Annotated in this window: 25 protein-coding genes and 1 tRNA gene; 17 read left to right on the forward strand and 9 right to left on the reverse strand. The window is 64.7% G+C overall.

Annotated elements, in window-relative coordinates; translation table 11 throughout:
• Positions 1–3 precede the first annotated feature (3 nt).
• The 7 genes from ribH to RB623_RS10885 all read left to right on the forward strand — a co-directional run bounded on the left by ribH (position 4) and on the right by RB623_RS10885 (position 6753).
• Complete coding sequence (gene ribH / locus RB623_RS10855; protein WP_308056806.1) at positions 4–492, forward strand: 6,7-dimethyl-8-ribityllumazine synthase; 489 nt, start codon at positions 4–6, stop codon at positions 490–492.
• Positions 493–495: 3 nt separating this feature from the next.
• The gene (gene nusB, locus RB623_RS10860) at positions 496–996 is read left to right on the forward strand and encodes a transcription antitermination factor NusB (protein WP_308056807.1); all 501 of its coding nucleotides are present in this window, start codon (positions 496–498) and stop codon (positions 994–996) included.
• A 129-nt stretch (positions 997–1125) separates the two neighbouring features.
• Positions 1126–1887, forward strand: coding sequence for a hypothetical protein (locus RB623_RS10865; protein WP_308056808.1), 762 nt, complete (start codon positions 1126–1128; stop codon positions 1885–1887).
• A gap of 110 nt (positions 1888–1997) precedes the next feature.
• Complete coding sequence (locus tag RB623_RS10870) at positions 1998–3206, forward strand: MFS transporter (RefSeq protein WP_308056809.1); 1209 nt, start codon at positions 1998–2000, stop codon at positions 3204–3206.
• Between the two features lie 173 nt (positions 3207–3379).
• Positions 3380–3742 (forward strand): hypothetical protein, encoded by a 363-nt coding sequence (locus tag RB623_RS10875; RefSeq protein WP_374121664.1) that lies wholly within the window; start codon positions 3380–3382, stop codon positions 3740–3742.
• Positions 3743–3864: 122 nt separating this feature from the next.
• The gene (locus RB623_RS10880; RefSeq protein WP_308056811.1) at positions 3865–4365 is read left to right on the forward strand and encodes a DUF2165 domain-containing protein; all 501 of its coding nucleotides are present in this window, start codon (positions 3865–3867) and stop codon (positions 4363–4365) included.
• A gap of 231 nt (positions 4366–4596) precedes the next feature.
• Entirely contained in the window at positions 4597–6753 is a 2157-nt protein-coding gene (locus tag RB623_RS10885) for a sodium-translocating pyrophosphatase (RefSeq protein WP_308056812.1), read from the forward strand.
• 104 nt (positions 6754–6857) lie between these two features.
• Here the strand turns inward: RB623_RS10885 and RB623_RS10890 are convergent, their stop codons facing one another.
• Positions 6858–7325 carry an outer membrane protein assembly factor BamE gene (locus tag RB623_RS10890; RefSeq protein WP_308056813.1) on the reverse strand — a complete coding sequence of 156 codons (468 nt, stop codon included), beginning with the start codon at positions 7323–7325 and terminating at the stop codon, positions 6858–6860.
• 169 nt (positions 7326–7494) lie between these two features.
• Between RB623_RS10890 and RB623_RS10895 the strand changes: the two genes are divergently transcribed.
• From RB623_RS10895 to RB623_RS10920, 6 genes are all read left to right on the forward strand, one after another.
• Positions 7495–8061, forward strand: coding sequence for a ubiquinol-cytochrome C chaperone family protein (locus tag RB623_RS10895; protein WP_308056814.1), 567 nt, complete (start codon positions 7495–7497; stop codon positions 8059–8061).
• Positions 8058–8612 (forward strand): DUF177 domain-containing protein, encoded by a 555-nt coding sequence (locus RB623_RS10900; protein WP_308056815.1) that lies wholly within the window; start codon positions 8058–8060, stop codon positions 8610–8612. The genes RB623_RS10895 and RB623_RS10900 overlap by 4 nt, the downstream gene beginning before the upstream one ends.
• A gap of 107 nt (positions 8613–8719) precedes the next feature.
• Positions 8720–9784: a phosphate acyltransferase PlsX gene (gene plsX / locus RB623_RS10905; protein ID WP_308056816.1), complete on the forward strand. Its 1065-nt coding sequence runs from the start codon at positions 8720–8722 to the stop codon at positions 9782–9784.
• 8 nt (positions 9785–9792) lie between these two features.
• A complete protein-coding gene (locus RB623_RS10910) occupies positions 9793–10764 on the forward strand; it encodes a beta-ketoacyl-ACP synthase III (protein WP_308056817.1) in 972 nt (323 codons plus the stop codon).
• 213 nt (positions 10765–10977) lie between these two features.
• Entirely contained in the window at positions 10978–11307 is a 330-nt protein-coding gene (locus RB623_RS10915) for an integration host factor subunit alpha (RefSeq protein WP_308056818.1), read from the forward strand.
• 230 nt (positions 11308–11537) lie between these two features.
• The gene (locus RB623_RS10920; RefSeq protein WP_308056819.1) at positions 11538–12077 is read left to right on the forward strand and encodes a MerR family transcriptional regulator; all 540 of its coding nucleotides are present in this window, start codon (positions 11538–11540) and stop codon (positions 12075–12077) included.
• Between the two features lie 150 nt (positions 12078–12227).
• Here RB623_RS10920 and RB623_RS10925 read toward each other — a convergent pair whose 3' ends face one another.
• Positions 12228–12482, reverse strand: a complete 255-nt coding sequence (locus tag RB623_RS10925) for a DUF982 domain-containing protein (RefSeq protein ID WP_308056820.1) — start codon at positions 12480–12482, stop codon at positions 12228–12230.
• A gap of 268 nt (positions 12483–12750) precedes the next feature.
• Complete coding sequence (locus RB623_RS10930; protein WP_308056821.1) at positions 12751–12996, reverse strand: DUF2188 domain-containing protein; 246 nt, start codon at positions 12994–12996, stop codon at positions 12751–12753.
• 239 nt (positions 12997–13235) lie between these two features.
• Here RB623_RS10930 and RB623_RS10935 point away from each other — a divergent pair.
• Together RB623_RS10935 and RB623_RS10940 are read left to right on the forward strand one after the other, a co-directional pair.
• Positions 13236–13312: transfer RNA gene (locus RB623_RS10935), tRNA-Pro, on the forward strand.
• A 385-nt stretch (positions 13313–13697) separates the two neighbouring features.
• A complete protein-coding gene (locus RB623_RS10940) occupies positions 13698–13922 on the forward strand; it encodes a helix-turn-helix domain-containing protein (RefSeq protein WP_308056823.1) in 225 nt (74 codons plus the stop codon).
• Positions 13923–14032: 110 nt separating this feature from the next.
• Here the strand turns inward: RB623_RS10940 and RB623_RS10945 are convergent, their stop codons facing one another.
• Positions 14033–15316, reverse strand: a complete 1284-nt coding sequence (locus RB623_RS10945) for a phage major capsid protein (RefSeq protein ID WP_308056824.1) — start codon at positions 15314–15316, stop codon at positions 14033–14035.
• Between the two features lie 248 nt (positions 15317–15564).
• Here RB623_RS10945 and RB623_RS10950 point away from each other — a divergent pair, with 248 nt between their 5' ends.
• Together RB623_RS10950 and RB623_RS10955 are read left to right on the forward strand one after the other, a co-directional pair.
• On the forward strand, positions 15565–15804 hold the full coding sequence (locus tag RB623_RS10950; RefSeq protein WP_308056825.1) for a hypothetical protein: 240 nt from the start codon (positions 15565–15567) through the stop codon (positions 15802–15804).
• Positions 15805–16127: 323 nt separating this feature from the next.
• Positions 16128–16358, forward strand: coding sequence for a hypothetical protein (locus RB623_RS10955; protein WP_308056826.1), 231 nt, complete (start codon positions 16128–16130; stop codon positions 16356–16358).
• Here the strand turns inward: RB623_RS10955 and RB623_RS10960 are convergent.
• The 5 genes from RB623_RS10960 to RB623_RS10980 form a co-directional block, all read right to left on the reverse strand.
• Complete coding sequence (locus RB623_RS10960; protein WP_308056827.1) at positions 16345–16896, reverse strand: hypothetical protein; 552 nt, start codon at positions 16894–16896, stop codon at positions 16345–16347. The genes RB623_RS10955 and RB623_RS10960 overlap by 14 nt on opposite strands.
• A 184-nt stretch (positions 16897–17080) precedes the next feature.
• Positions 17081–19216 carry an AAA family ATPase gene (locus RB623_RS10965; RefSeq protein ID WP_308056828.1) on the reverse strand — a complete coding sequence of 712 codons (2136 nt, stop codon included), beginning with the start codon at positions 19214–19216 and terminating at the stop codon, positions 17081–17083.
• A gap of 62 nt (positions 19217–19278) precedes the next feature.
• Entirely contained in the window at positions 19279–19917 is a 639-nt protein-coding gene (locus RB623_RS10970) for a hypothetical protein (protein WP_308056829.1), read from the reverse strand.
• Between the two features lie 58 nt (positions 19918–19975).
• Positions 19976–20152 carry a hypothetical protein gene (locus RB623_RS10975; RefSeq protein WP_308056830.1) on the reverse strand — a complete coding sequence of 59 codons (177 nt, stop codon included), beginning with the start codon at positions 20150–20152 and terminating at the stop codon, positions 19976–19978.
• A 131-nt stretch (positions 20153–20283) separates the two neighbouring features.
• Positions 20284–20568, reverse strand: coding sequence for an AlpA family phage regulatory protein (locus tag RB623_RS10980; RefSeq protein ID WP_308056831.1), 285 nt, complete (start codon positions 20566–20568; stop codon positions 20284–20286).
• Positions 20569–20653 lie beyond the last annotated feature (85 nt).

Consider the following 20653-nt stretch of genomic DNA (forward strand, 5'->3'; position numbering starts at 1 on the left):
GACATGGCTGGCATTTCCCAACACGGCAAGGCTTTCATCCAACCGGAGAAGGCCCACGTCCTGATCATCGAGGCGCGCTACCACGACGCGCTCGCCGATGCTCTGCTCGAAGGCGCCAAGGGAGCGCTCGACGAGGCGGGAGCGACCTACGATGTCGTGACGGTTCCGGGCGCGCTCGAGATTCCGGCGGTCGTGTCCTTCGCGCTCGACGGTGCCGACGAGGGCGGCACCGCCTATGACGGCTTCGTGGCGCTCGGGGTGGTCATGCGCGGCGACACCTATCATTTCGACGTGGTCGCCAACGAATCCTCGCGGGGCCTGATGGATCTGTCGATCCAGGAATCACTCGCCATCGGCAACGGCATCCTGACCACCGAGAACGAGGAACAGGCCTGGGTGCGCGCCAAGCGCAACGAGGGCGACAAGGGTGGTTTCGCCGCGCGCGCGGCGCTGACCATGATTGCCTTGCGCGAGCGGCTGGGAGCGCGCTGAGCCGTGACCAATCCGGCAGAACGCGACGTCCCCCAGCCCCGCCAGGCGAACAAGCGCGGCGCGGCGCGGCTCGCCGCCGTGCAGGCGCTCTACCAGATGGACGTGGCTGGCGCCGGCCTGCTGGAGATCGCCGCCGAATACGAGGCGTTCCGGCTGGGCAAGGAAGTCGACGGCGCCACCTATCGCGAGGCCGACGCCCAATGGTTCCGGGCGATCCTGTCTGGCGTGGTCGAAAACCAGAAGACCGTCGATCCGATCATCCGCCAAGCGCTGACCGAGGACTGGCCGCTGTCCAGGCTCGATTCGACACTGCGCGCCATCCTGCGCGCCGGCGTCTTCGAGTTGATGGAACGCAAGGACGTGCCGGTCGCCGTCATCGTTTCGGAATATGTCGACATCGCCAAGGCCTTCTATGTGGAAGAGGAACCGAAGCTGGTGAACGCGGTGCTCGACCGGGTGGCGCGGCGGGTCCGCGGCGAAGGCCGGGGCCGGGATGCGCCGTGATCGGCGCACGGACGCAGAACAGGTTCGAGGGTTTACAGCTCGTATACTATGTTTCGATCCGGCTATTCGCTTTTAACGACATGATACATGGCCAAAACTAGACTGCCCTCACGGTTCTAGAGGGCGGCTATGGCCAGGAAACCTGATGCGGATCTGATCAACCGCAGGCTGCGCATGAATGGCGCCGGCGGAGCGCCGCCGCGTATTCCCGCGCCCAATGACGGCGAGGACGAGCCGGGCTTCCCCTTCGAGTTCGCCATGATGGTCGGCGCGCTGATGCTCACCGTTGGCATAGGCTCCTACATCTGGTTCACCGGCGGCGAATTTTTGCCGTCCAAGGCGAACGACAACCTCGTTTCGGTCGCCGACCCTGCCTGCCGGCCCCTATGGGTTCCCGCGGCGAAGAACACACCCGGCATCGTCTGCTACCTGACGCAACTGCCCGAGAGGCTGTGCGACCCGAAGGAGCGGGCCCATCTCTCGGCGGTGATGCGGCAGTATCGGCTCGACCGGAACGCTTTCGAGACCAACATGCTGATCGGCGGCGTGAAGGCGGCCGCCGTCATGAAGACCCAGATGTCGACGGACGGGATCGCGGCAATGGCGTCCACCATCGGTTCGGCCGACGGCAAGCCGCCGAGCGCCGAACAGCAGGCCAAGATCGATGACCACTTCGCGACCGTCAAGAAGATGCAGGATGTCACGAAGGACTCGGTTTCCGACGCTGCGTTGACGCTCAAGCACATCCCCGACCAGGACCTGGTCGGGAAGATCCGCAATCTCGCTTTGGCCGGCTACGTCGTGAAAGGCGATTTCGGCTGGTTTCGCGACACACTGGTGGACGATGCCTTCCGCGACCTCGGTCCGGTAGGGTCTCCCTGCAAGGGATAGGGTCGGATCGGCCCGGCGCGTCCGGCTGTGCCATTCCTGTATGGTCTGTGCCACGATGCGCGACACCAACGCGCACAGGTAGTTTGGCCGGCCATGAACGGAATGCATCCATGAACGAAACGGCTGCGGCGGAGGCCCGCCGGACCGCGATCATCCTCGCGGCGGCGCAGGCGATCGTCGGATCGGCCGCGCCGATCGCCATATCGCTCGGCGGGCTGGTCGGCTTCTACCTGCTCGGCTCCGACAAGTCGCTCGCCACCGCGCCAATCACCGGCTTCAATGTCGGCGTCGCGCTGGGCGCCTTGCCGGCGGCCGCCATCATCAAAAGCTTCGGCAACAAGAACGGCTTTCAGCTTGGCACGGCGGTCACGGCGCTCGGCGGCCTTACGGCTACCTTCGCGCTGTTCCAGAGCGACTTCTGGCTGTTCGCCTTCGGCTTGATGGTCATCGGGCTCGGCGGGGCCTTCGTGCAGCAGTTCCGCTTCGCGGCGGCCGACAACGCCCCGCCGGAGTTCAAGGCGCGCGCCATCTCCTTCGTGCTGGCCGGCGGCATCGTCACGGCAATCCTCGGCCCGCAGATCGTGATCTTCACCCGCGAACTGCTGGCGCCGGTGATGTTCGCCGGATCCTTTGCATCGATCCTCGCCCTTGCGGCGGCCGGGGCGATCATCCTGTCCTTCCTGCGCGCCGGCAAGCATGCCGGAGCAGCCGCTCACGCCGACGAGGCTCCGCCCCGCTCGCTCGGCGAGATCGCCAGCCAGCCGCGTTTCATCGTCGGGCTGGGCTGCGCCGTCGGCTCTTACGCGCTGATGAGTTTCGTCATGACCGGCGCGCCGCTGGCGATGGTCGGCTGTGGCTTCTCGCCGGACGAGGCGACACTCGGCATTTCCTGGCATGTGATGGCGATGTTCGGACCGAGTTTTTTCACCGGCCGCCTCATCCACCGCTTTGGCGTCGAGCGCGTCGTGGCGTTCGGGCTGATCCTGCTGATCGCCTGCGGCGTCGTGGCGTTGTCGGGCATCGCGCTCTGGCAGTTCTGGTCGGCGCTGATCCTGCTCGGGCTCGGCTGGAATTTCGGCTTCATCGGCGCCACCGCCATGGTTTCCGCCACCTACCGGCCCTCGGAGAAGGGCAAGGTTCAGGGCATGCACGATTTCATCCTGTTCAGCTCGGTCGCCTTCGCCTCGCTGATGTCGGGCGCGGTCTACAATTCCTGGGGCTGGGAGATGCTGAACTGGATCATCTTCCCGGTCACGATTGCCTGCCTGGTCGCGCTGCTGGTGTTGCGGATGCAGCGCGAGCAGGTGTGGGTACGTTGACGCGGTTCGGGCTTGGGTTTGCGCGTCGCTCATGTTCTTCACCGGCTGCACCCATTTCGACCACGCCGGCATCATCCGCATGGCGCGACGCCCGTTCGGCTCGGTCGACGAGATGAACGAGGCGCTGATCGAGCGCTGAAACGCCAAGGTCGGGCCGAAGGACAGTCTACCATTTGGGCGATTTCGGCTTCCTGAAGAACCAGCGGCGGCATGACGAGGTGCTCGACCGGCTGAACGGCGAGATACATCTCGTTCATGGCAACCACGACCACACGCTTACCCGCAAGCAGAAGCGCTGGGCGTCGTCGGAGAAGTATATCGAGCTGGAAACCGCGCAGGGACGCCTCGTTCTCTTCCATTATCCGATCGAGGAATGGAACGGCCTATTTCGCGGCGCTATGCATCTGCATGTCCACACGCACCGCCCCGAGAAGGTCGGAGCGGTTGCAATCCGAAATCGCGTCAACGTCACGGTCGAGGCGTGGGACTATGCCCCGGTACATATCGATGAGATCGCGGCGGTGTGGGAGGGCTGAATCGGCCGTGCCACTCGCGTTGAGCTAGGGTGTACTAAGAACCTGTCCGCTTCCGCCGGTTGCACGTATCGCGGGACTCGGCGATTGATGGCACGGTTCAGCTCTTGCGGAGGAGCCTCGCCGTGACCGTCCGTCTTTCGAAGATCGTCATGCTGCTCTGCCTGGCGGCATTTTGCTTCCTCGTCGCCTTTGGCAACGTCACCGACTACGGCTCGAATTTCGCCTTCGTCCAGCACGTGCTGTCCATGGATACGACCTTTCCCGGCAACGCGCTGATGTATCGGTCGATCACCAGCCCGGCGCTGTGGACGGCCGGCTACTGGCTGATCATCTTCGGCGAGGCGCTGACCTGCCTGCTGTTTCTCGTCGCCGCGCTTAGCCTCTGGCGGGCGCGTCATGGCAGCGGCAAAACCTTCGACAAGGCCAAGAAATTCGCTGTGATCGCAACGACGACCGGGTTCCTGGTCTGGTATTTCGGTTTCATGGTGATCGGCGGCGAATGGTTCGCCATGTGGCAGTCGAGCACCTGGAACGGCCAGGACGCCGCCTTCAAATTCTACATCACCATGCTGGCGGTGCTGATCTATGTCATGCAGCCCGACGGCGACCTCGAGCAGGTCTGATCCGGCCCCCCTTCAATTCAATCGATCTAACCGGATGCGCCGTTTCCCGGATGTCACGGCGGCGCATCTTTCGGGTGAAAAGCGGGCGAAAACCGAACAAAACCTTGACGATAGGGGCTGACTTTCGCATACACGCCAGCGATCGGCCGGATTCCGAATACGGAACCTCCGCTCACATCTCAACGGTCCGGGGAGGGGTTTTCCGGGCCATCCATCAGGGAAAAATCGGCAATGACAATGCTTTACGTCGTCATCGCCTGCGGCCTGCTTTCCATCCTCTACGCCTTCTGGGCGACGCAGTCGGTGCTTGCATCCGACCAGGGGAACGCACGCATGCAGGAAATCGCAGGCGCCATCCGGGAAGGGGCGCAGGCTTATCTCACACGCCAATACACGACGATCGCCATCGTCGGCGTGGTGGTCTTCCTGCTCGCCTGGTGGCTGCTTTCGGGCACGGCGGCGATCGGTTTTCTGATCGGGGCGGTCCTGTCGGGCGTCGCCGGTTTCATCGGCATGCATGTTTCGGTGCGCGCCAATGTCCGCACCGCGCAGGCCGCTTCCAACAGCCTGGCCGCCGGCCTCGACATCGCCTTCAAGTCGGGCGCCATCACCGGCATGCTGGTCGCCGGTCTCGCGCTGCTCGGCGTCTCGGTCTACTACTGGATCCTCATCGGCCCGATGGGCTACGCACCCGCCGACCGCACCGTCATCGACTCGCTGGTCGCGCTCGGCTTCGGCGCCTCGCTGATCTCCATTTTCGCCCGCCTCGGCGGCGGGATCTTCACCAAGGGCGCCGACGTCGGCGGCGATCTGGTCGGCAAGGTTGAAGCCGGCATCCCGGAGGATGACCCGCGCAACCCGGCGACCATCGCCGACAATGTCGGCGACAATGTTGGCGACTGCGCAGGCATGGCGGCAGACCTATTCGAGACCTATGCGGTGACGGTGGTCGCCACCATGGTGCTCGCCGCCATTTTCTTTGGCGCCGCCGCCAATCTCGGCGAAGTCATGCTCTATCCGCTCGCCATCTGCGGCGCCTGCATCATCACCTCGATCGTCGGCACCTTCTTCGTGAAACTCGGCGCCAACGGCTCGATCATGGGCGCGCTCTACAAGGGCCTGATCGTCACCGGCATCCTGTCCGTCGTCGGGCTGGGCGCGGCGACCTCGCTCACCATCGGCTGGGGCGACATCGGCACGGTTGGCGGCATGGCGATCACCGGCACCAACCTGTTCATCTGCGGCCTGATCGGCCTTCTGGTCACCGCGCTGATCGTGGTGATCACCGAATATTATACCGGCACCGGCAAGCGCCCGGTGGTCTCGATCGCCCAGGCGTCGGTCACCGGCCACGGCACCAACGTCATCCAGGGCCTCGCGGTCTCGCTGGAATCGACGGCGTTGCCGGCCATCATCATCGTCGGCGGCATCATCGCCACCTTCCAGCTTGCCGGCCTTTTCGGCACGGCGATCGCAGTGACCACCATGCTCGGCCTGGCCGGCATGATCGTGGCGCTGGACGCCTTCGGCCCGGTCACCGACAATGCCGGCGGCATCGCCGAGATGTCCGGCCTGCCCAAGGAAGTGCGCCAGTCGACCGACGCGCTCGACGCGGTCGGCAACACGACGAAGGCCGTCACCAAGGGCTATGCGATCGGCTCCGCCGGCCTCGGCGCGCTGGTGCTGTTCGCTGCCTATAGCTACGATCTGCAGTTCTTCGCCGCCAAGGCGAACGAGGCGGGCTCGACGCTCTATCCTTACTTCAAGGATATCGGCACGGTTTCCTTCGACCTGTCGAATCCCTATGTCGTCGCCGGCCTGATCTTCGGCGGCCTGATTCCGTACCTGTTCGGCGGTATCGCCATGACGGCCGTCGGCCGCGCGGCGGGTTCGATCGTTGAGGAAGTGCGCCGTCAGTTCCGCGAGGATCCGGGCATCATGAAGGGCACTTCCAAGCCCAACTATGCCAGGGCGGTGGACCTTCTGACCAAGGCGGCGATCAAGGAGATGATCATCCCGTCGCTGCTGCCGGTGCTGGCGCCGCTCGTCGTCTATTTCGGCGTGCTGCTGATTTCCGGTTCCAAGGCGTCTGCCTTCGCGGCGCTCGGCGCCTCGCTGCTCGGCGTCATCGTCAACGGCCTGTTCGTGGCGATCTCGATGACCTCGGGCGGCGGCGCCTGGGACAACGCGAAGAAGTCGTTTGAGGACGGCTTCATCGACAAGGACGGCCAAAAACACCTGAAGGGTTCCGAGGCGCACAAGGCGTCGGTGACGGGCGACACGGTCGGCGATCCCTACAAGGATACCGCCGGCCCGGCCGTCAATCCGGCCATCAAGATCACCAACATCGTCGCGCTGCTGCTTCTGGCCGTGCTCGCACACGGCTGATCGCGGCCACCGAATGAGAAAGGCCCGCGGGAGCGATCCCGCGGGCCTTTTTCTTGGTTCGAGCTTGCCGACCGTTGCTCTAAGCCGGCGACATGAGGACCGGTTTACTGTCCGGGCTGGCTCTGGCCCGGCAGCGTGCTCGGCATGCCGGTGGCGCCGGCCAGAATCTGGGCGATGAAATTCTGGTCCTTGCCGGCGGTCGGCGTCGTCCGCCCGATGAAGTCGAAGACCTTGCCGTCCTGCATGCCGTAGTTGGCGATGTTGGTGACACGGCCGTCGTCGCCGAAATACACGGCGAGAACCCGCTGCTCGATCAATTTCGGCTTGGCGAAGGCGGCGGCACGGTAGCGCTTCTGCGAGATGTAATAGAACACTTCATTGTCGAAGGTGGCGGTCGTGGACGGCGTTCCCAGCGCCAGCAGCACCTGTTCGCGGCTAGAGCCGACGGGAACGGAATCGATCTGCTGCTGGTCGATCACGTAGCCCTGGGTCAGGGTCTCGCCGGGCGACATGCTGCCGAGCGTTGACTGTGTGCAGGCTGACAGGGCCGCGATCGCGCCAACGATCCCCATGTGACGCAGGGTCCGTCCCCTCTTGAATTCCATCCGCCTCAACGACAACTCCATCCTGCCTTCAGCGTCCCCGGCTGCGCTTGCGTGGCACCGCAAATCCGGTAAACCAGCTTGGGCGACGATGCAACAACACCGGCCCGCCGAAGCCGCGTGCCGGGGAGTAGCTGAAATGTTCCAACGTCTGTTCGGTCGCGAACGGGCCCGCAACCGCCAGATTGTCGAGGCCCTGTATATTGAGATCGTGGCGGCGGCGCGGCGCGAGTCGCTTTTTTCCGAGTGGGACGTGCCGGACACGCCGCTCGGCCGATTCGAGATGATCGCCCTGCACATGTTCCTGGTCCAGCACCGGCTGCGCGGCGAAACCGGCGTGGCGCGCGAGATCGCGCAGGACCTAATCGACGGTTTCTTCACCGAGGTCGAGCATTCGCTGCGCGAACTCGGCATCGGCGACATGGGCGTGCCGAAGCGCATGAAGAAGCTTGCCCGCATGTATTATGGCCGCACCATGACCTACGAAGCCGCGCTCGATTCGGACGATCGCGACGGCCTTGCCGCGGCGCTGACCCGCAATGTGCGGCCCGATCTGGCCGATTGGCCCCAGGCCGTGAACCTTGCCGACTACGCCTTCGCCGCCCGCGGCCTGTTGCGCGAACAGGCCGTCGATACGATATGTTCGGGATCGGTCGTGTTTCCGCAGCCCGACGCCGGAGACCCGTTGAAGTCCTCGGAACCATGAGCCATCCCGTCGAAAAGAGCCCGATCAGCTTCGAGGTCAGCGTGGCGCGCCTTCCGAAAAAGGGCATGCCGGTGACCATCGAGGCGACCGAGAAGCAGCGCAAGGCGCTGGCGGACGTCCACGGGCTGGTCTCGGTGGAGCGGCTGCGCGCGGATCTGCTGGTCTCCGCCTGGAAGCGCAACGGCATCCAGGTGAAGGGGCGTGTGCAGGCCGACATCGTGCAGTCCTGCGTTGTTACCCTCGATCCGCTCCAAGCCACGGTCGACGAGGAAGTCTCCGCCGTCTTCCTGCCGGAGGATTCGAGGCTCGGACGCGAATCGTTCGATCTCGGCGGCGAGATCATGATCGACGTCGACGGCCCCGACAGCCCCGAGACGTTTTCCGGCGACCGCCTCGACGTCGGAGCGCTTGCGGAGGAGTTTTTCGGCCTCGGCATCGATCCTTATCCACGCAAGCACGCTACGGAACCTGCGCCGCTGCAACCGGCCGAGGCGCCCGAACCGGAGGGCGAATTGCAGAAGAAGCTCAGGCAGCTCTTCCCGAAATCCTGAATTGACGGATCGCCGCACCCGAATTCCATTGTGCGGCGGCATAAAAACGCTATTTTCCGACGGCACCCGGCAGGGGGTGGTTTGCACGAAAGCGAGACGAACAGCGCGTGATCAGGATTTCTATCGATGCCATGGGCGGCGACCACGGGCCATCGGTGGTTATTCCAGCGCTGGCGAAGGTCGCCAAGCGGCGGCCCGACGTCAATTTTCTGGTCTACGGCCGCACCGATGCCGTGCGCCCGGAACTCGACAAGTTCCCGGCGCTGGCTGCGGTGACGCAGTTCGTACACTGCGATGTCGCCGTGCGCATGGACGACAAGCCGAGCCAGGCGCTTCGCCATGGCCGGTGGAAATCGTCGATGTGGCGGGCGATCGAGGCGGTGAAGAGCGGCGATTCGGATGGCTGCGTTTCGGCCGGCAACACCGGTGCGCTGATGGCCATGTCGAAATTCTGCCTTCGCACCATGGCCAATATCGAGCGGCCTGCAATCGCTGCGATCTGGCCGACGCTGCGCGGCGAGAGCGTTGTGCTCGACGTCGGCGCTACCATCGGCGCTGATTCGCACCAGTTGATCGACTTCGGTATTCTGGGCGCGGCGATGGCGCGCGCCGTCTTCGGCATAGAGCGCCCGAGCGTCGGCCTGCTCAATGTCGGCGTCGAGGAGATCAAGGGCCAGGAAGAGGTCAAGGAAGCGGGGCGCCTGCTGCGCGACGCGAACCTGTCGTCGATGCAGTATCATGGCTTCGTCGAGGGCGACGATATCGGCAAGGGCACGGTAGACGTCGTTGTCACCGAGGGCTTTTCCGGCAACATCGCGCTGAAGACGGCGGAGGGAACCGCGCGCCAGATCGCCGGTTATCTTCGCGCCGCGATGGGGCGGACGCTGATGGCCAAGATCGGCTATTTCTTCGCCAAGGGCGCTTTCGACCGGCTGCGCGAGAAGATGGACGTCCGCAAGGCCAATGGCGGCGTGTTCCTCGGGCTCAACGGCATCGTCGTGAAGAGCCACGGCGGAGCAGACGACGAAGGGTTCGCTTCGGCGATCGAGTTGGCATATGACATGGTCCGCAACCGGCTGCTCGACCGGATCGAGGCGGATCTCGATCTCTTCCATGCACGGCACCCGCAGTCGGTCGCGCGCCCCGCCGCCCCGGAAGAGACCAGACAGTAGGACGACATATGATCAGATCCGTCGTGCGCGGGGTTGGCTCGGCCCTCCCGCGTCGCATCATGAAGAACAGCGAATTCGAGGCGGCGCTCGACACGTCCGACGAATGGATCGTGCAGCGCACCGGTATCCGCCAGCGTCACATCGCCGCCGCCGACGAGACGACCGCGTCGCTCGGCGAAGCGGCGGCGCGCGCCGCGCTCGCCGATGGCGGTCTGACCCCGGCGGATATCGACCTGATCGTGCTTGCCACCTCGACGCCGAACAATACCTTTCCGGCGACGGCGGTGGAGATCCAGCAGCGGCTCGGCATGCGCCACGGCTTCGCCTTCGATCTCCAGGCGGTGTGCAGCGGTTTCGTCTTCGCGGTTGCGACCGCCGACGGCCATATCCGCAATGGCCTGGCGAAACGCGCGCTCGTCATCGGGTCGGAGACCTTTTCACGCATCCTCGACTGGAGCGACCGCACCACCTGCGTGCTGTTCGGCGACGGCGCCGGCGCGATGGTGCTGGAGGCGCATGAAGGCGAGGGCAGCGTTGCCGACCGCGGCGTGCTGGCCGCCAGCCTGCGCTCCGACGGCACGCACAAGGAGAAGCTCTATGTCGACGGCGGCCCGTCGACGACGAAAACCGTAGGCCATCTGCGCATGGAAGGCCGCGAGGTGTTCAAGCATGCCGCCGGGATGATCACCGACGTGGTCGAGGGCACGTTCGCGCAGGCGGGAATCAGCGCCGAGGACCTGACATGGTTCGTTCCGCACCAGGCCAACAAGCGCATCATCGATGCTTCGGCCAAAAAGCTCGGGATCGCGGACGAGAAGGTGGTGGTGACGGTCGATCTTCACGGCAACACCTCCGCCGCCTCGGTACCGCTGGCGCTGGACGTGGCGGTGAAGGACGGGCGCATCCGCAAGGGCGACCTGGTGATGTTGGAGGCGATGGGCGGCGGTTTCACCTGGGGCGCGGTGCTGATCCGCTGGTAGTTTTCTTTTCAGTGGAACGATGTCGCGGCGCCCCGCGCAGCGCAGCGCCGTTGCCTCTGGTGCATGAATCGCGGTCGGTCGCTGTTTTCCCATCAATGTTTGAACCGATTTGAATTCATTTACGCGAACCGGCCGGTTCGGTTCTTGACCTCATCTAGGCAATTTCCTAACGTCCTGCGGCTCCGAGGATGGCGGATAGAGGACGGGAAAGTCATGGCGGGAAAGACACTTACGCGCGCCGATCTGTCCGAGGCCGTCTACCGCAAGGTAGGGCTTTCCCGCACCGAGTCCGCCGAACTGGTGGAGGCGGTGCTCGACGAAATCTGCGAGGCGATCGTGCGCGGCGAGACGGTGAAGCTGTCTTCCTTCGCCACTTTCCACGTGCGCGGCAAGAACGAGCGCATCGGCCGCAATCCGAAGACCGGCGAGGAGGTTCCGATCCTGCCCCGGCGCGTGATGACCTTCAAGGCCTCGAATGTCCTGAAGAGCCGCATCCTGCGAGCGCATCAAACGAAGTCCAAGGTCAAGCAGACAGCCCCTTAGAATTCGTCTCGCAACCCGCGAGAGCGGGAGCGCAAACGGGAATTTCCGCGCTTCCAATGGCTGGAAGGCGTATCATTTCGCTCTAACGGTTGACGACCGGCGCATCGCGTCGCGCGCCTCTTGAAATCACGTCCACAAAGGACTGAAATGAATCGCGAATCGGTTCGGCCAGCCGGATGCCGCCGACGCGCTCCGGTCATCCGTCCTGACGGCAGACCGGAAGGTGACCCATGGACAAGAGCCCCGACGCATTCCGCACCATCTCGGAGGTGGCCGAGGATCTCGACCTGCCACAGCATGTGTTGCGCTTCTGGGAGACCCGCTTCAACCAGATCAAGCCGATGAAGCGGGGCGGCGGACGCCGCTACTACCGGCCGCAGGATGTCGACCTGATCAAGGGCATCAGGCACATGCTTTACGAGCAGGGTTACACGATCAAGGGCGTGCAGAAGCTCTTGCGAGAGAACGGCAATCATTTCCTGGTCGCGGTCGGCAACGGCGACGTGGCGGCGATCGAGGCGATTGCCCAGCGCAAGCAGGCCGCCGCCATCCCGCTGACGCCCGCCGCCCAGCCGCGCGGCGACGACGAGGTGCTTGTCGGCGAAGCGAAGGCAAAGCCGAGCCGGCGTTTTTTCGGGCTCGGCAAGGCCGAGGGGGAGGGACCTGTATCGCCGGACTCGGGAAAGCTTTCGCGCGACAACCGCGCGCTGCTTCAGGAGGCGCTGTTCGACCTGCTCGAATGCAAGCGGCTCCTCGACCAGGTGCGATGAGCCTGTCTCGAAACGCGTGAGGCAGTGCAAATGCAGCCCGGAGATCGCGAGTTCCGGGCCTGCGCTACTGCGTGCCGGGGCGATGCCGTTGCGGGCCCTGCCTCACGCTGACCCCGCATCTCGGCACACTTCGGCCGGCAATCGGCTCCGTCACGAGTTTCGCGGAGAGGCAGCATCCGTCTCGGCCAAAATGCCTGCTTCCTCGGCCGCTTCGCGAAACCGCGCCTCGGCGTCGACGCTCGAACGGTGGCCGTCGATGACCTTGAGACAGGTTTCGAAGGCATCGCGGTGACGCGGTCCGCGTCTCTCGGGCCATCGCTGGGACAGCAGGTCGCGTGCCTGCCTGGCATCCTCGGCCACCACGATTCGGCCGTCGATGCGCACCGCGACCGGACGTGCGAACATTAAAGCATATCGCGTCTTATCTGCTCCATTCTGCCGGCGACGGTTTGGGCCAAGGTCGAGGGCTTCGTCACAGGCCGGGCTGGTGGCCCGGCCAAGACGAAGCCCGATGGATTTGGCCCAAACCGGCCCGGCCCTTCGGGTTTCCGTTTGGCGGGCGCCCACGTCGTCAGGCCACTCGGCCGATGAACCACATCGACCTTCGCGACCTTCCTCGTGGATCGCCTCGCCAAACGAGAAACAGAATGAAGCAGATAAGGCGCGACATGCTTTAGGCCTTGTCCTCGACGTCCGTGCTCGGGCGGTCGCCGCCCGGCGCCACCTCCTCGTGCCACTGGCCGTCGGCGTCCTGGAACTCGATGCCCTCGGTCCTGCCGCCCACCTGCTGTTCCGAAGCGGCGATCCGTGCGGCTGCAAGCGCGTCCGCATGGGTGGGAAATGTCTCCGAGAACACGTCGCCGACCTTGTAGGCCCAACCGCCGTCATGTTCGACCACGCGATAGATCACTTGGTTCATGAACGCTGCTCCTTTGCTCGCGTCAGAACGGCGGAAGCCTATGCCCGGTTCCGGATGACGGCAAGCGGCAAGGTGTGCGTCGCTCCATCCGGGGGACAGCACCGAACGTCCGTGGGAGCTTCCTTGGGACTTCAGGTCCCACGGACTGGCCGGATTGGCCCGCCTTGTTCCGTTCCCGCGGCGTTTGCGATTTTCGCCCTTGCGCTGGAACCCGTGAGACTATAGGGCTTTGCGCGGTCCGGAGTGTAGCGCAGCCCGGTAGCGCACTTGACTGGGGGTCAAGGGGTCGTCGGTTCGAATCCGGCCACTCCGACCAACAAAAACAAGGGGTTAGCGGCTCCCCACCGCTCCCGAAAATCCCGAAAATCAGAAATTGGGTTCAAATTGGGTCCGCCGCTGGCCTAACCTATATTTTCGGCTGCTTCGATCCGTGCGATAAATCGCACCATGCCCGCCCCTCCGCCCGACGCCGCCCGCGACGCGAAAATCCTTCGCGCTAGCTTGGCGGGTGTCTCGCCCGGAGAACTCGCCGCCAGATTCAACTGCTCGACGGGCGGCATTCGCGCCGCGATCAAGCGGGCGACCGAAGCCGCAGGAGCTACCGCAGGCGAGGCGAAACCCACCACAAACGGTGAGTTTGGCGGGCGGGCGAACTTGATGTCCGCCAGCGGACAACTCGAAGCCAGCACGGAGGCCCGCCCATGACGAACCGCCGCGATCCGAGCCCCGGGCAGCAACTGGAAAGCATGATCGCCGGGTTGGAGTCCTTCGGGCTGCACCGCGCTCGCATCGCCCGCGAGTCCGGGTTGGACAAATCAACGATCACGCGGTTGGCCCGGGGCGAAACCCGCAAGCCCAGCCACGAGGTTTTCAGCAAAGTCGCCAATTTGCATGCCAAGGTGGTGCTGCCGATGCCGCGCCCCTGAAAAAGTGCCGCCACCCCCTCCGGCAGAAGGGGATGGCGGCGAGAAGACCGTCCCGCTCGTCCAAAAGTTAAACGGTCTCCTATCGGCACCCGGCGCCGAACTCTAAAACCTCACGCCCGCCAATTCTCGACGAACGAAACGCCGCCGCTGCGCCTCATGCCGTAGTCGATGTCGGACAAAATCCGCACGCCGATTGTCGCGCTCTGCCAGAGGCTGCGCGTCGGCGCCGCGATGTCGGCGAGCGCGGGCGGCGCGACTGCGTCGCCGACCAACGGCGAGGGCGTCGTCGACTCGTGCACGAGCGCTTCCTCGCTCACGTCGAAGGCGGGCGAGTCGGACTCGCCCGTGTAGAAGCTGTCGATGTCGATGCCGACAATCCGTCCGGCAGGAAGGGAACCGGAAGCGACGAAGTTCGAAAGCACGGCGGGCGCGACGACCGCGATGGCTTGGAGGTCGGCAGGCGAGGTCGCATAGACGATGTTGCTCGCCGGGCTGATGGCGGCGGCGAGGTCGCCGAGCGTCGCGGCGAGCCGGGACTGCAAATCGGTGTCGGTCGCTGCCGGGATAGCGACGACGCCATTGAGCAATCCGGCAGGCCGCAGCGCGGACGCGGGCTGGGCGTCGAACAGGAAGCCGTCGAGTTCGACCTGCAAGTCCTCCGCCAGCCCGGCGCGGATTACCGCCTCGACGTTGTACGGGCTATGGCGGGCCAACTCGCGGGTGAACAGCGACATCGCGCCTGCCTTATGCGGCGTCGCGGCGACGCCAGCGGAGAAGTTCAACGCCTTCACCGGAACGACGCCGCCCTCGCCGACGAAAGCGCCCGTGGCCGACGCCGTGTTCGTCCGAACGGGCAAGCGAACCGCGCCCGCTTCGTCGAAGGAGAGGCGGAGCCCGGCGCGGGCGGAGAGCGCGGCGAAGGCGGATTGCGGCGCGAAGGAGGCAATCGGGCCGAGACCGAGGTCGGTAAGCTCCGCAGCCCAGCCGTTGACCGTCGTCTGCGCCGGGTTGGTGACGGCGCGGCTTTGCCAGAATTGGCCGGGAGAGCGCGCGGCGAGCTTGATGTCGTCGCGCCCGGGGAACGCCCACTCGGCGACGCTTTCGAGGTCGCCCGTCTTCCTCGCAGCCGCGAAGAACTGGCAGACCAAGCCGCGCATGATCGTGGAAGCGATTGGCGGCTCCGGGCGGCGGCGGCGCTGGTCGACGACGAGCCGATGCAGGCCAACGGTCGCGGTTTTGACGCTGGCGACGGCGGTGCCCAGCGCGTCGAGGCGGGAGAAGCTCCGCTCGGCGAGGTCGTTGGCGTTGGCCTCCAGCAACCCACGATGGTTTTCAAATGCCTTGCGGAATGCGATGCCGAGTGTTTCGGGACTTACGGTAATTACACCGGCCATTGCGCCACCTCTGCTGTTCGGGCGGCGGGCGGGGCTCGGGAGGATGCCCCTACGGATCGCCGGACGATCTCGAAATTCCACGGATGCCGTTGTGGTAACACATTACCGCAAGCCCGCAAAGGCCCGCCGGCGCACGCGGGCTTCAGGAGGCCGGGATATACCGGCGAAGCCCCTTGCGCGCGCCAGCGGGCTTCCTGGTGGCACTGCCGGGGCGATAGGATGGAACGGCAGGGAAGAAGGAGGCGAGCATGGGCCGAAAGCCGCTTTTTGACGCCCCGATGAGCCCCACCCAGAGGGCGAAGCGCTCCCGGGCGAAACAGCGGGCGGAGCGGCTTGCCGCCACCGAGCAATGGTGGCGCGAACACTCGCCCTTCGGTCAACTCGTCGATATCCGCGACATGCTGCCGAAGGGTGCCGTCACTTTGGACGAGTTGCTGCTGCGCCAACAGCGAGAAGGGCGGGGACACGGGCGGTTGGAGGCGGGATAGCCCCGATCATCCGGGCCGTTTCCGGCGCGAAAACGGGCCGAAAATCGTAGCAGCCGAAATTCTCCCGCACGGAAATTGACACTTACTTAGGGCGGCCGGTCCCGCGGCCAAAAGGCATAGTTTTCTACCTACCCCCCCCTATCCGGTATCGGATACCCCCGACCCCCCTGTTTTCGCGCCTTTGCGGGCATCTTCCTGCGCTGGCCTGCCTCCAGGCGGAATGTTTTTCCTTCGGCCATTTCGCGCCGATGCACCTCCAGGGTGCGGCTCCCTTCGGCTGAACAACAGCGAGGGCGTCGAACCTATCCCGAAACCGGGATTGGTTGGTCCGCTTCCGCCGCCTCGGCGCGGGCGTCTGCGGGCGAGATGTGCAGCGCCTGATCGGCGAGGTCGATGAGGTCGAGCCGCACGCGAGTCGCGTCGAAGCGGCCTTGCGAGATGAAAGCCAGCCGAGCGCCACGGCCTCGCTCATGCCCAGCGGCGCCTTGTCCGCAGGAACCATTTTCATCGATATTTCCTTTCCTTTTTTCTGTCTCACTCTCAAAACGGAATAGCATCGCCTTTGGACCAGAAATTAGGATCGATGCGCGCCGGCTGGACCGTAGCGCCGGGCCATGTTTCCTTGACCTTGACGATCTCGGGCCATGCCTCGACCAGGCGGGCGATCTCCGACGCCGCGTAGACCTGGACGGCGCGACCGTCGTGATGCACGACGCCGGCCTCGTCCTTGTCGCGCACGATCGCGATCACGGTGCCGTCCGACATCTGCGCCTCTATCACGCACGGACGAAGCTCGGGTGCGCCGAGCCGGTCGGCCTCGGCATCGAGCACGGACCAGGCGGTGATCATTCGGCCAATCTGCTCGATCGCCGGCCGGGGATCCGGCGACTTCAAGGCCTCGTTCGTTTTTCGGAATTGCCGGAAGAACTTTTCGGCCAATTGCTCGGAGACGAGCAGCGGCAGCCGGCCAATGCCCCACTTGCGCTCCATTGCCCTAGCCAATGCGTCGAGCCTGTCGAGCTCGAACGTCTGTCGGGCCACGAGGTCGGCGTAGGGGACTGACTGGATTTTTACGGCGTCGAAACGGGTCATCGTTGGCTTCCTTCCTTTCCCTACCAACAGAGGCGCGGCCCGGCCCAAATGGGGCCGTGCCTCTACTACGTAGTAGTAGGGGGTGCTGTGCTTCGCCGAGGTCTCTTAATAAAATCAATGACATAGGGGGGTGGGTGGCGAGGCTGCTTTTTCGCTGCTGTGCGACTATTGCAAGTTGCATTTTTCAATCCTTACGTGCGTCGTTTTCGACGATGGAAAGGCGTGTCGTGCGACGGCTCCAGTTCACGAATTCCTCGACGGCGATCGTCCCCCTGGCGAGCAGTTCGTGCATGGCCTTCTCCATCTGGGGCCTGGTCACGCCCTCGCGCCCGACCTTCTGGGCGAAGAAATAGGACGGCGCGTAAAGTCGGGCCGATACGGGATTATTCGTGACGTAAACCTTGTCCCCGATCGCCTTGCGCAGCAGCGTCATGAACACGCGCTCGGCCCGGTCGGCTGCGCCGAACTGCGGCCCGAAACCGCCTGGCGGCTTCTCGCAGCGGAAGCGGCCGTTGTCCCAGATGAGTTCGACGGGATCCGGACGACGGCCGAAATTGTTCTTCATGAACTGCCATAGCCGCCGTCCGTCGTCCGTCGTGCCCGGTGTCGACTCCTCGTCGGGAAGGCGAAGATATGACATGAAGCGTCCGGTGTTCACCCACGCGACGGTACCGCTGTTGCCTGTGCCGCTGTTCATCCCGCTCAGGCTCGGGTGGCCGATCAAGGTGATGTCCATCTCGTATTCCAGCGCCAGCCTGTCGAAGGCGCTGACGGCATCGACCGCAACGTCCGTTGAATTCTGATTGGCGCGGATGAGGCGCATGCGGTTGTCGAAAATGCAGGAGACGGGCTTCAGGTCGTCGAGCACTTTTCGCACCTGGTCGAAGAGCGGCGTCGCCATCATCGCGCCCGTGCGGCGGCCCTCGGCCAGAAGCCAGGCCGGATCCTTCGACAGGTCGACGATATAGAGGCGGCCGGCGAGCGAGCGTTCGTCGATGCCCTCGGCCTCGCATATCGAGCGGATGCGCATGCGCAGCGGATCCACGCGCTCTTCCGCCGAAAAGAAGACGGTAACGCCATCGACGATCGGCGCGCCGAGAAATGAAGATCCCGCCGCTTGTGCGACAATCTTCTGGACGGCGAGCGTCGTCTTGCCGAGGCCGCCGTTGCCGTTGAAGCTGTGAACATAGCCGCGTGCCCACATTTCGCGGGCGTCGATGTACTGGACGGGTCTGATCGGCAGGCCGGCGGCAGCGCCGACATCGATGCAGGACAGCGGCGGCAGGGCTGGCCTGTTGGCGTCGTCGCCAGTGCCCTCGCCGTCTTCCTGCGCTGCTGCATCGGCCACCTTGTGGTCCCACTGCTTCATGGCCTGCCGAAACTTGTAGCCGAAGAGATCCTCGCCACGGCCCTCCTCGTCGAGGGTCTTCGCGGGATCCTTGGTCGTGATCGTCTTCCTGAATTCCTGCCATGCCTCCTTCATCCGCGCCGTGCTCTCGGCCGCAGTCGGCATGATCGGGTTTTCGCGATGCCAGCTAACGACGACGGCCCAGACGAAGCGCGTCATCGCGTCCTCGCGGCCGTCATGCGCCTTGCCCCATTCGCGGCGTTCCCGCTCCGCGCCGAGATCGACAACAGACGCGGAGGGGGTGTAGGGGAAGGCATCCTTCAAGGCGTCGACGGCATAGATGTCAGGGCCTGGATCCTTCAAATTCAGGATCCCCGTCATCTCTGCGATGCGCCCCTCCTTGTGGGGCCAGGCGATGCTGCCGGCCAGGCGCATGACGCGCGATGGCTCGCAGACCTTGGGATCACCGTCCAGGTGCTGGCAGATCGAGGAAAGAAGGGCGCGGATGTCGTCCGGCGCGGCGATCGGCTCGGCGAGACGCCAGAAGAGTTGCAGGCGCGTGTGCGGATGGCGGCCCGAGAAGATCGCGAAAGTAGGCATCGCCGTGGCACGGCATCTTGCCGCGGCAGCATCGACGGAAGCCGCTTCGTCGAAGTCGGCCCAGGCGGCGTAGGCCGCATGAAAATCCTTCTCGCCGGCTCGCCTGTGCTTGTGCGCGGCCGGCTTCCTCAGCGCCATGCCGACATAGACCGACGTGCCGGTACCGGCATTGGCGGCCGCCGCGAAATTTACCGCGTCGTCGAAATGGTCGATGGGGAACAGTCGGGCGCTGGAGATTGAGCCGGACGGCGCGGTGTAAGCGATCTCGACCAGGCCGTCGCGGTGCGCGTCGGCCACATGGCCGAAGAGATGATCGAGGTGCCTGCGCATTGCCTGGCGATCCGGGGCGAGTTTTTCAGCTTCGGCCGGCATTTCCATTTATCTCCAAAGGGAAAAAAGAAGCCGCCGGCCGTGACCGGCGGCAACGGGCGGCATCAGCCGAAATCAGCGTCGTCGAGATCGACGGGCGCGGCCGCCTTCGCCGGGACCGGCGCAGGTGCCTTCGGCGAAGGCCTCGGCGCGGCCGAAGCCCCGGACATGGTGGCCCGCGCTTTCGGCACGGCCGCCCACTTCTCCAGCGCTTCGGGCCGGATCTTCCAGCCAACGACTTTGAATTCGGGAATGGCGCGGGAACCGCGTTTCGTCTTTTCCCGGATCCAGCGGACGAGTTGCACCGCCGGGATATGGCCCTGTGCGTACTCAGCGGCCGCGACGGCCTGATCATAGACCTCCTCCAGCGCCCCCAGCACGCCGGTTGCCGTCGTGGAGATCTCGTGCGGCCCCAGGCCGTCCGGAAGCATCACGACCAGCGACACGCCACTCTTGTAATCCTCCCCGGGGCGATCCGGCATTGGGTCACCCAGCGCGACCAGGCGCTTGTCCGGCTGGTCATTGTCGAATTTCATCCAGCCGACGCGCACGGTCGCCGGATCGAACAGGGCGAGCAGCGTCTCGACGATCTCGGTGCCGCGTTCGCTTCCGTCGTAGGTCGAGCGGGAGACGATCCCGTCCTTCCCGTCCAGTTTGATGTAGGGAAGGTACTCCCCACTGCTGATGTTAAGACCGAATCCCATTGTACTTTTCCTCTCTTCACTTGATCGGCGCGACCAGGCCCGCGCCGTGGCCTTTCCGTCACGGAAACTTCGATTTTCCGATCCAGGCCGGCAGCCTGCCGCGCATCGGCGCACTGGAGGGCGTCAAGCCGAAGTGCAGGCGCAGGCTCGGGACGACTGGACGCTGGACTCGCCCTTCGGCGAGCGCCTGCGCGGCGTCGGCGATGGCCGGGTCGGTGGTAGGCATGGTTTGCATTGGCCTCTCCAAACGAGAGGGGACCGCACACGCTATTGCCAATCGCGGAAGTTTCGCTTACGGAAAAGCATCCAACGCCTTCGCAAGCTTAACAAATCCGGGACGCCGTGTAGCGCGCGGCGATCCCGGGTTTACTGCCGGGCGATTGCGTCGTCGACCTTGCGCGGTCGTCCGACCTGCCTTGCGACCGGCGCATTGAGGCGAGCGGCTGCGGCTTTTTCCGCTGCGTTATGACGGTCGGCCTGCCATGCCCTGATTTGCGCGAGGGAATAGCCGCGCCGGCTGACTGAAAGTTCGAGCGGCGGCGGAAAGCGGCCTGCCTTCATTTCCCGCCAGCGCGTGGTAGCGGACAGTCCGGTCAAGGAATCCAGTTCGCTTTTGGACAAAATGCGTGCGTCATCGACCATGGCATCCATGTTCGGCTCTCCCGGATTTGGCGGCGGTTTGTGATTGCCGGGAGAGCATGGCGCGACCTGCAACGCGCCGCAAATGGAATTAAAT

The organism is Mesorhizobium sp. LHD-90 (assembly GCF_030929505.1).
Taxonomy (GTDB): domain Bacteria; phylum Pseudomonadota; class Alphaproteobacteria; order Rhizobiales; family Rhizobiaceae; genus Kumtagia.